The organism is Micrococcus sp. MS-ASIII-49 (genome assembly GCF_000946635.1).
Classification (GTDB): Bacteria; Actinomycetota; Actinomycetes; order Actinomycetales; family Micrococcaceae; genus Micrococcus; species Micrococcus luteus.
Genome location: NZ_JXSP01000076.1, coordinates 1 through 10,221 on the forward strand (window position 1 = coordinate 1; position 10,221 = coordinate 10,221).

The window sequence follows — 10,221 nt, forward strand, 5'->3', positions numbered from 1 at the left end:
TCATGACCTCTTACAGCTAGTGCGACTGCTGCCCGTCGCCTCGAGGGGGACCGACAGGGGCAGTGTCCCCGCGAACGGGCCGGTCATGGCGAACAGATCGGCCCGGGCGTCGAGGGTGACGACGACGGTGGTGCCGTCGTCGGCCACGCGGGCGGTCATCCCGCCGAGCCCGGGCACGGCCTCCTGAGCACCGACGGCCGCGAGGTGTGCGCTGGCGGAGGCGGCGACGTCGTCGTCGGAGAGCACGACGCCCGGGTCCTCCCCCAGCCGGAAGCCGAGCTCCTCTGCCCCGGCGATGGCGGCCGAGTCCGCGAGCGACTGCAGGCGACGGTGCTGCAGCTGCACGGTGGTGACCGCGAGCATGACCAGCATGAGGGCCACGAGCACGGCGCACAGGCCGACGGTGAGGACGGTGGTCTGCCCGTCGTCGTGACCCAGTCGAGCGGTGAGGGGGCGGCGCATCAGAACCTCGGCACCGTCTGGCGGGCGTCGGAACCCACCGTCACGGGGGTCAGCGACCACGCTGCCGGCGTGAGAGGGACGGGCACCCCCACGTCCACCCGCACGGCGACGACCTCGCCCGGTTCGAGCGTGCCACAGCCGCCCTGGTCGCAGCCGACGGTCAGGTCGTACTGGCCGGCGCCCACGCCGTAGTCGGCGAGCGTGAGCTCGACGGTGGCGTGGGCGGCGCCTGCGCTGGGGTGATCGGCCTCGGCGACCACGGCCTTGACGGCCTGGTCCGCGGCGGCGACCGCGGGGTGAGCCGGCACTGGGTGGCTCAGCGGTGCGGGTTCAGCGACCGGCACCTGCGCCGCATCATGGCCGGCCAGCAGTGGGCGCGCCTGACGGACATCGCCGCCCTGTCGCAGGTCCTTGAGATCGACCTGTTGTTGTTGCCCGGGGCTGCCGACGAGGAGGGCAAGCGCCGGGTGATCCGCCTGCGTGAGCTGTGAGGGACGGCGAAGGCCCGCCCTCAGTGGTGGGGGCGGGCCTTCGCTGTGGGATGGGTCAGTCGGCCAACGCCATGTCCATGGCCTCGACGGGGCCACCGGCTCGCACACGCCAACGGACCTGAACCTGGCGGCCCTGGCGCTCGTGGCGCGGAGCGGCGATTCGCACGCTCTGCCCGGCCGCGAGTTCGAGCAGGCGCACCGGGGCCGCAGCCGTATCAGCCGAGACCTCGACGTCCAGGAGGGTCTTCTCGGCCACGTTGGTCAAGAGGACCAGATCACCCTCGGTGTCCACCTTCCAGGTGAGCTCGGCGATGAGCTGCTCGCCGCCGGGCTGGCGGAGGAAGACCAGCAGGTCGGCCAGCCCGCCACGGAACGCGACCATGGCGTCCTGGTCGTTCACAAGGGCCTCGATGCGCGCGTTGTTCGCCTCGATGACCTTGAAGACCGCCCGATCCAGAGCACGGCGCAGCTTCTTGGACTGCCGCAGGCGGCCGGGCTCATTGGCGTCGATGACCTCGCGCACCTCAGGGTCGGCGCTGGCCCTGGCCACCACCTGCCGCACCAGCGTTGCTCCGTAGTCGTCGCCCTCCGGCAGGCCCAAGCTGTGGAAGTAGTCGTTGAGCCGCTGCACGACCTCGTCGAACTTCTCCTGCACCGGGGTGCGCTCACCCGCGGTGGTCTCCCGGCCGAACTCCGGCAGCTTCATGGGGGCATCCTCGGCCGCAGTGGCCACCTCCTCGGAGAGGTCCTGGTTCTGCTTCAGCGGAGCGAGCACCACCGCCTCGACCTCAAGGCCGGAGAGGTAGTCCTCCTGTAGGACGGCGCGGTTGTCGATCAGATTGCGCACGAGCAGGTTCGCCACGATCGCGCGACGATGCAGGCTGGGGTCCTGGTAGTCGATGATCTGGCTCAGGAAGTCCCAGGCGTGCTCGTAGGAGCGAAGCCGGCGGCGGAACTCGAGCAGCTCGGCGACCTTCTCCTTGTCGAGGCCCAGACGGGCCGCACGCAGCGCCTCGCTCCAGCGCCGCACCGGGGTGGCGATGGAACGTCGCAGCTGCTCGTGACCGGCGCTGTCGAGGTAGGCCTGCGAGATGGCGACCATCTCCGCCTCCGTGTAGACGCCGGCGCCGTCGAGCTGCTCGGCCAGGTTGTGCAGCGCGTTCGGGTCCACGTCGGTGTCGATGTGGGCGTCGAAGTAGAACTGGGCGAAGTCAGCCTGCACGTCCACTGGGTCGTTCACGAAGTCCACGATCATCGGCGACGGCTTGTCCGGGTAGATCCGGTTGAGGCGGGAGAGGGTCTGGACCGTGGCGATGCCGTTGAGGTTCTTGTCGACGTACATCGCGCACAGACGCGGCTCGTCATAGCCGGTCTGGTACTTGTCGGCCACGATCATCACCCGGTAAGTGTCGTCGGCCTTGAAGGCGGCGCCGGCATCCGACAGCCCGTTCAGGCCGGCCTCCGTGAAGGTCTGCCCGTCGATCTCCAGGGGGCCGGAGAAGGCGACGAGGGTGCGCAGCCGGTCCCCGAGGTTGCGCTGGGCGATGTGCTCGTTCATCACCCGGGACCAGGTGAAGGCGGCCTCGCGGCCCTCGGTGACCACCATGGCCTTGGCCTTGCCGTTCAGGTGGTGGGCCACGTTGCGCAGGAAGTGGTCGATGACGATCTCGACCTTCTGGCTGATGGCCGTGGGGTGGAGCTTCACAAAGCGGATCATGTCCGTGATCGCGGCGTCCTTGTCCACAAGCTCGTCCCGATCCATCGCGTCGCGCACACGCGCGAACATCTCGTAGGTCGAGTAGTTCTTGAGCACGTCGAGGATGAAGCCCTCCTCGATCGCCTGGGCCATGGTGTAGGTGTCGAAAGCTTCCCACCGATCAGCACCCGGGGCCTGGGTGCCGAAGAGGCGAAGGGTCTTCGCCTTGGGCGTGGCCGTGAGCGCGATGAACGTCATGTTGGCGGCCACGGCCAGCGCGGAGTCCTTGGCGCTCAGGAGCTCGTCAGTGGTGAACTCCCCGTCATCAACCTCGCCGACGCCGCCGGAGGAGGTGAGCATCTGGCGCAGGGCGTGGGATGCCTGGCCGGACTGAGAGGAATGGGCCTCGTCGGCGATGACACACCAGTGCCGGGAGGAGAGGTCCTCATCGCCCTCGAGCAGGTCCAGGACCTCGGGGAACGTCTGGAGGGTGCAGGTGATGATGTGCCCGCCCTCTCTCAGGGCCTGACGCAGCTGCGCCGACTTGGAGCCGCGGCCGCCGGTGATGGACACGACGAGGCCTTCGGATGCCTGGAGGAGCCCGATGCCCTCGCGCAGGTTGGCGTCCAGGGCGCGGCGGTCCGAGACGACGATGACGGAGTCGAAGGTCTTGTTGGCCGCCGCGTCCATGTGGCGCGCGAGCCGGTGGGCGAGCCAGGCGATCGTCTTGGTCTTGCCGGAGCCGGCGGAGTGCCAGATCAGGTACGACCCGCCGGAGCCGCGGGCGGAGACATCGCCGGTCACGGCCTCCACGGCGCGCAGCTGGTGGAACCGGGGGAAGACGAGGCGGAAGCCGGAGGCGCTGGAGGCGGTCGGCTCCCAGACGGCGTAGTCCTTGAGGATGCGCAGGAACAGCTCCCGCTCCAGGGCCCAGCTCCAGAGGTAGTCGGTGGCCGAGCCGTTCTCCGAGACCGGGTTGCCAGCGTGACCGTCGTTGCCGCGGTTGAACGGCAGGAATCGGGTCGCCTGTCCTGCCAGCTCAGTGGTCATGTAGACCTCCTCGTTGGAGACGGCGAAGTGGACCAGGCAGCGACCGGGCTCGAGCAGACGGCGGCTGCGGGCGGGCTTACGGTCCTGGACGTACTGCTTCTTGGCGTCCTCGATGGACTGGACGTTGTCGGTCTTGAGCTCCAGCGTGGCCACGGGGACGCCATTGACCAGCAGGACCAGGTCGATGGTCTCGGTGGAGGTGGTGTCGAAGCGGACCTGGCGGATCACGCGCAGACGGTTGGCCTCGGCACGCTCAGTCTGCTTGACCAGGTGGGCACTGGCAGGACGGAAGGCAACCATGCCGCCGAAGGTCGAGGTACGCCCGGAGGTCTGGGTGTACTTGAAGCCGGTGCGCAGGACCTTGAGAAGGCCGGCGGTGACGGCACCGTCGGTGGGGTTCACCTTCACCTTGCGCCCGATCGCGGCGGAGAGGAACTCCAGCAGCTTTCGCTCCGCGGCGAGCTTGCCGCCGCCGGTCAGGGCCGGGTCAACAGCCTTGGCATACTCGTCGGGGTACTGGGTGGCCAGCCAGTACAGGGCGTCGGCCGGGTGCAGGGCGAGCTCGGGGTCCCAGCCGGCCGAGGAGCCCTCGTCCTCGTAGAGCCAGCCGGACTCGGCTAGGCCGAGGCAGACGGCCGTCTCGAAGTCCCTCTCCAGCAGCTGCGAGCGTCCCATCAGGCGATCTCCTTGGTTCCAGTGATGACGGCGGTGATGAGCGCGGAGCGGCGCTCACTGAGCAGGGCCTTCAGGTGGGCGATGTCGGCCAGCATGGCGTCCGTTTCTTCGCGCGCTTCTGCCACTGCCTCCACGACACGCCGCTGCTCCGGGAGAGAGATGGCGGGGATGGGGATTCTCCCGGCAAGACCCTCATTGAGGTTGTCCATGGTGGAGCCCACCGAATATCCTTTGAGGAACGATCGGGCCGTCTCACCTCGGATCGCAAGGGCTACGAACTCAGGCATTGCGACCATCGCGTCGACGGTGGCTCGGAGGGAACCAGTCCCACACAGATAGCCCGCCTGATGCTGCTGCACCGTTGCGCACCGTCCGAGATCACCGCGTCGCGCCAGCACGACGTCGTGGGGGCCCAGGGCGTGCCGCGCCAGCTCGGCCGCTTTCTCCTCACTCACCGAGACGGAGTAGTCAGGTTCGATGACCCCGTCCCGCAAGTGAGTTGGGTTGATGAGCGGAATGCCACCGTCGACGTAGTCGGACAGGCCCACCTGTGTACCAAACGGGCCAGTATTGAGGGACCGAACGACTCGCCCAAGAGTCATGTGTCGCTCCGCCTGGAGATACTCCTCGATCTGACGCCCAAGACGAGACTGGATCTCTCGCTCAACCAAGGCGAGCTCGGCCATCATGTCGTCGATCTGGGCCGTCTCGGCATCCAGGTAGTCGGCGATTCGGCGCTGCTGCTCGAGGGAGGGGGTCCACACGGGGACAGGCGCGAGGTACTCCCACGCGGTCCTGGGCATCTTGACCCCCCTCGTCTCTGCGGAAGCCCGGCGAACGAAGGGTTCCGACTGGACGACCCAGCCGAGGAACTTAGAGGTCACCCGGGAGGTGGGACGCATGACGATGATGTCGCCTCCGGCCGTCCCAGGCCGGTCAGCCCGCCAGGACTTGGCAAGGTAGGGACGCAGACGCCCGAACAGGACATCCCCAGTGTCGAAACCAGTTCCATCTGCCTCGTAGTTGGCAAAGTCCCCGTCCGTCAGTCGGCCGGTCCCGCTCACCATGTCTTCGAGGGAGACGCGGAAATCTGCGGCCTTGGTCACGGTCGTGACGGGATCAGCGAGGGACCACAGGGGCAGAGAGGTCACGCCTTCACCTCCTGGAAGCGGCGCATGAGGTCAGCCATGACGTGCTGGACGTCTGCGTCGATCTCCCCCAGGGGACGCGGCTCCACGGGCTTGAAGAAGATGCGGGCGAACGGGATCTCGTAGCCCAGGCGGGCGTTCTGGGCGTCCCAGGTGACATCGGGAGCGAACGGGAGCACCTCGCGGCCGAAGTGCTCGTCCATGTCCTGGGTGAAGGGGACGCGCTCGGTCATGGACCAGCCGTCGGTCAGGGCCTTGCCCTGGCGGTTCACCGCCGGCTCCGCGTGGGGGTCGACCACGGCGAGGGCGCCCGAGACGTGGTCGATCAGAGCCGTCGGCATCTTCAGCCCGGCCCTCTTGGCCGCGGCGCGCAGGGCCGTGGGCAGCTCGTTGTAGAGCTTGCCGGCCATGCTGGCCACGACCTGGCGGTGCTCGCCGGTGGCCGTGGGGTGGTCAAGGGCGGCAGCGATCGTCTGCTCGTTCACCTCGACGCGGTAGCGCAGCGGGCGCGTGACGACCACGTCGTGGTAGGCAAAGTCCTTGGCGGTCAGGATGCGGGAGGTCTCTGAGTCCTCGAAGGCGTGGTACGTCCGCGCGATCTGCCGGCGATGGTCCTCCGCGATCTCACGGCGCTTGTCGCCCATGGACTTACGCATCGGCTCGTAGTTCTCGGTCGCGTCGATGAGCTGGATGTAGCCCTTGCGCCGCGGCTCCTTGTTGGTGTCCAGGACCCAGACGAACGTGGCGATCTGGGTGCCGTAAAACATCGACGTGGGCAGGGCGATGATCGCGTCCACGAGATCGGACTCGAGCAGCCACTGGCGGATGGAGCCGGTGCCGGCGGTGTCGGAGAACAACGGCGAGCCGTTGGTGACCACGCAGGCACGGCCGCCGGCACCGTTGGGGCCCGCGGGGGTGAGCTTGTGGGCGATGTGCGATAGGAACAGGGTCTGCCCGTCCTTGATCCCAGGCAGCCCGTGGGAGAAGCGAGACTCAGGGACGGCCGCCTCGGCGACGACGGCCTTCTTGGAGCGCGTCCAGTTGCCGCCGAACGGCGGGTTGGCCAGGACGTAGTCGAAGGTTCGCTCGGAGTACAGGTCCCGGGCCAGGGTGTCGCCGTGGCGCAGGGCGTCCGGCTCCCCGCCCTGGATCAGTAGGTCGGCCTTGCCGATGGCGTAGGAGCCGGGCATGAGCTCCTGCCCGTGCAGGGTGACCTCGATGTCGGGGTTGAGCTCTTCCAAGGCCTTCTTGGCGACCAGAAGCATCCCCGCGGTGCCCGCGGTGGGGTCGTAGATCGAGCGGATCTCGTGCGGGTTGGTCAGACCGGTGTCGTCGGACTCGAAGAGGATGTCGACCATCAGTCGGATCGCGTCGCGCGGGGTGTAGAACTCGCCGGCGCCGCTTCCCTTGCGCGAGAAGGCGCGGTACATGAGGTCCTCGAAGAGGTCGCCCATCATCATGTCCGGGACGGCCTCGTCGGAGAGGTCGATGGAGGCGAAGTGCTGGACCATCTGGAACAGGGCACCGCCGACCTCGAGGTCGCGGGCCTTGGGCATGAACTTGAACGACTCCCACAGGTCAGCCACGGCCGGGGAGAACCCATCGAGGTACGCCTCCAGGGAGGCGTAGACGTTGTCGTCGACGCTAGCGATCTTGACCAGATCCAACGGGGAGGAGTTGTAGAAGGGCAGGTCGAACCGAGCACCGATGTAGGTCTCCAGCAGGTCATCGCTGACGGGGGCCGACTTCAGTGCCGCGAGCACCTCCGGCTTGGTCGGGGCGAGCTTGCACTCCAGACGCCGCAGGACGGTGAACGGGAGGATGTAGTCGCCGTAGGCCTGCTCGTCCACCACGTTGCGCAGGATCGTGTTCGCCGTGTTCCAGATCAGGTCCTGGACGACTGCGGTCGAGGTGCTCATCGGGGGCTCCCAGGTGTCGTCTCGATGGTGAAGGTGATGGCCAAGCGCAAGATGCGCTCGGCGTCGGTGATGTCCTGAAGGCGCATGACGATCTCGCCTCTCAGCAGCCGGGTCATCCGGTCGTAGCTGCAGCCGACCTGCTGGGCGTACCAGCGGATGGTCCGTCCCTGCTCATCCAGAGCGCCTCGGATCCGCACGGTGACGAGGTTCTGTCGGCGAGCTGCATCCAGCTCCGATCGGTCGACGCTCGTGGCCGGGTCACGCCAGCGGACGTCGAGTCGCCGGCCGAACTGGCCGGGCTCCCTCGCCCATAAGCACGGGACGTACCTCGGATCCGACATGAGGGCCTTTCAGGCATGGTGTTGGTTCTAAAAGACACACTATGTGGGTGCCTTCCGGAACTCCAAAGATTCGGGGGCACAGATGCGGCCCGCACCGCCACAGGGACGATGCGGGCCGTCAGGTTGCCTGCGCTGTCAGCCGCGAGGTGGATGGGAGTCGTGGCCGTGGGAGTCGCGCTGACTGATCTGCCCGTTCATGTTCTTGATCGTCAGCTCGGCCCCGCGGTCACGCGCGATCGAGCGGCCTGCGGAGACCGCCTCTGCCTTGGTGGCGTGTGTACTGGTCGCGCGCTGGTTGCCCCGCTGCTTGACCTTCCACTGGTCCCCCTGGTGGAAGACGTCGATGCCCGGCGTGTTCGCCATGTTCACCTCCTCTCGATGGCTGAGAGCAGGCTGTCACACATCGCGGACACGATAAGGAGGTCCGACTGTCCCCTCTCAGGTAGAGACGGGCATCGTCAGGTCGGGGTGCTGGAGGGTCCGTTCCGCCTGCGCTGGCCATCCCAGAGCCCGGCAAGCCCAGGCGTGCATGAGCGCGGCCGAGCGGGCGGCCGGCGGGCTCAGATGCCCACGATGAGTGGTGAACGCGCGGAGCCTGTCGATCCGCCGACTCGGTGCCAGGCCGACGCCGGCGAGCGCCGTCAGGTGCCGCTCGGTGTCCTCGCTGGCCCCGGGGACCTCATCGAACTCCACGGTGGCGCCCGGGAGTTGCCCCAGGAGGCCGCGGCGCACATCACCGCCCGCGGGCCGGCCTGTGGGGCCTCGTCGGAGGCCATCGCCATGACGATCTCCGCCATGCCTTCCACCCCGAGCGACTCCACGAGGCTGGGGCTGGCGATGCCCGTGGTGAGCGCATGGTCCCAGGCGTGAGCGAGGGCGATCAGCATGCTGGACATGGGGCTCCGTCTTCGATCTGGTGGGTCGCCCTCATTGTGTGCCGGTGGTGTTGCCTGGCGCACCGCAGTTAGCGGGACGCCCCACCCGCATCGGCTTTGCGACTACTGTCGTGGCTATGAGTCAGAGCGCTGTGGTCACAACCACGAGTCAAACCCATCTGTTGCCTCGCGACTCGGAGCGCTTCGAAATGAAGCGGAAAGGAGCGCTCCCCCTGGAAGATTTCGACGACGTCGAGTTCAACGGAATCCCCGCACCTCCGACAGGAACAAGATTCATCTCGGGCCACTCATCCGAAGTCGTCGTACCGTACGGCGATCCCGCAGCCTGGCGGATGGATATCCAGGGGACGGGATGGTGCCTTCACGTCCCGACTGGCACGGCACACTACAAGGAAGACCTGCTAGCCGGGATCTACGAGTCTTGAAGGCTCCACCGGCGCTGCATACGAGTCGCGGCCCGCATCCACGACGGATGCGGGCCGCGGGACCGGTGCGGGATCATCCGGCCCAGGCGCGCCGGCCAGTTGGAGGGAGGCCAGCGGCGCCGAAGTCCACGGTAGCGGCCTGCGGCCGGTGGTGGCAGACGCCTGTGGAGAACCGGTCAGGCGGTCAGCGGTGGCAACCCCAGCAGGACGTAGATCGAGCTGAGTAGCGGCAGGACCCGCTGTGCCGATTCGTCAGCGAGAGTCTCGACGACCTTGCCCTGAAAGCGGTCCAGCAGGCTCGCCGGGACATGTCCGTCGCCGTCTTCGACCTGCTCCTCTAGCAGGGTCAGGCGCGTCTCGAGGTCACGCACCGCGTCCGCGTCGCTGATGCCCTCTTCAGCGCGCAGTGCCTCGCGCAACTGGCCGAGCTGGTCCGCTAGCGCCGGGCGGTCCTGGCTCTTGACGGTGAGGGTGACGTTGCTCCGGTGACCGGCCAGGGCCACGTTCGAGCCGTCGCCGGTCTGGACGGTCTGGGTAAAGGAGTTGTCGACGTTCGACACCAGGTTCTCCCGGGTGCGGATCTGGACGGTGCTCATCTCGTCCTCGAGCAGCCCCCTGCCGGACTGCGTCAGGGTGGGCCGAAGAAGCTCGCGGTCCCACGTCGCCGTGGCCTTGATGCGCCCGGCGTCCACGAGGCGCTGCGCGGCCGCGTACACCTCGCCTTCGGTGACCGGAACACCGTTGACCACTTGGCCGATGGCCGCGTCGTAGGACTCGGCTGAATCGGGGCACAGGCTGATTGAACTCAGCACCTGCCACTCGACCTCGGCGTCGCGGTAGCGCTTGACCAGACGCCGGAAGTCGCCGCCCTTGCGCGGGTTGATCATCATGGGGTCAGGGCCGTTCAGACGCGAGTCGTCGACGATCAGGTCGATCCTGCGCAACTCGTCGTAGACCCCGTCGTAGTCCAGCGCCGAGCAGACCTCGTCGGGGAAGCGGTCGACAGAGCGGTCTGAGAGGCCGTTCTGGTGGATGTAGTTGAGCACGCGCATGGCGTGGATAGACAGGTTCAAGACAGCCCTCCTGGCGAGTAGATGCAGTTGAGTCCCGGATAGTGG

At 67.6% G+C, this 10,221-nt stretch carries 10 protein-coding genes; 1 reads left to right on the forward strand and 9 read right to left on the reverse strand.

Annotated elements, in window-relative coordinates; all coding sequences use genetic code 11:
- Positions 1 to 462 carry a Tad domain-containing protein gene (locus SJ20_RS05730; RefSeq protein ID WP_044659243.1) on the reverse strand — a complete coding sequence of 154 codons (462 nt, stop codon included), beginning with the start codon at positions 460 to 462 and terminating at the stop codon, positions 1 to 3.
- Positions 462 to 770 carry a hypothetical protein gene (locus SJ20_RS05735; RefSeq protein WP_235281263.1) on the reverse strand — a complete coding sequence of 103 codons (309 nt, stop codon included), beginning with the start codon at positions 768 to 770 and terminating at the stop codon, positions 462 to 464. The genes SJ20_RS05730 and SJ20_RS05735 overlap by 1 nt, the downstream gene beginning before the upstream one ends.
- Before the next feature lie 3 nt (positions 771 to 773).
- On the opposite strand from SJ20_RS05735, the gene SJ20_RS05740 reads away from it, so the two are divergent.
- The gene (locus SJ20_RS05740) at positions 774 to 953 is read left to right on the forward strand and encodes a hypothetical protein (protein ID WP_131661450.1); all 180 of its coding nucleotides are present in this window, start codon (positions 774 to 776) and stop codon (positions 951 to 953) included.
- 55 nt (positions 954 to 1,008) lie between these two features.
- Here the strand turns inward: SJ20_RS05740 and SJ20_RS05745 are convergent, their stop codons facing one another.
- The 7 genes from SJ20_RS05745 to SJ20_RS05775 all read right to left on the reverse strand — a co-directional run.
- The gene (locus tag SJ20_RS05745) at positions 1,009 to 4,374 is read right to left on the reverse strand and encodes a type I restriction endonuclease subunit R (RefSeq protein ID WP_082067590.1); all 3,366 of its coding nucleotides are present in this window, start codon (positions 4,372 to 4,374) and stop codon (positions 1,009 to 1,011) included.
- Positions 4,374 to 5,525 (reverse strand): restriction endonuclease subunit S, encoded by a 1,152-nt coding sequence (locus SJ20_RS05750; protein ID WP_052833435.1) that lies wholly within the window; start codon positions 5,523 to 5,525, stop codon positions 4,374 to 4,376. Before SJ20_RS05750 ends, SJ20_RS05745 begins: the two co-directional genes overlap by 1 nt.
- Positions 5,522 to 7,441 carry a class I SAM-dependent DNA methyltransferase gene (locus tag SJ20_RS05755; protein WP_044659245.1) on the reverse strand — a complete coding sequence of 640 codons (1,920 nt, stop codon included), beginning with the start codon at positions 7,439 to 7,441 and terminating at the stop codon, positions 5,522 to 5,524. Before SJ20_RS05755 ends, SJ20_RS05750 begins: the two co-directional genes overlap by 4 nt.
- Complete coding sequence (locus tag SJ20_RS05760) at positions 7,438 to 7,782, reverse strand: hypothetical protein (protein ID WP_044659246.1); 345 nt, start codon at positions 7,780 to 7,782, stop codon at positions 7,438 to 7,440. Before SJ20_RS05760 ends, SJ20_RS05755 begins: the two co-directional genes overlap by 4 nt.
- 135 nt (positions 7,783 to 7,917) lie before the next feature.
- Positions 7,918 to 8,145, reverse strand: coding sequence for a DUF2188 domain-containing protein (locus SJ20_RS05765; RefSeq protein ID WP_044659247.1), 228 nt, complete (start codon positions 8,143 to 8,145; stop codon positions 7,918 to 7,920).
- Positions 8,146 to 8,423: 278 nt separating this feature from the next.
- Positions 8,424 to 8,678: a hypothetical protein gene (locus SJ20_RS11860; RefSeq protein ID WP_131661452.1), complete on the reverse strand. Its 255-nt coding sequence runs from the start codon at positions 8,676 to 8,678 to the stop codon at positions 8,424 to 8,426.
- Between the two features lie 601 nt (positions 8,679 to 9,279).
- Positions 9,280 to 10,221 (reverse strand): hypothetical protein (locus tag SJ20_RS05775; protein WP_235281264.1); only part of this gene is annotated, 942 nt, incomplete at its 5' end.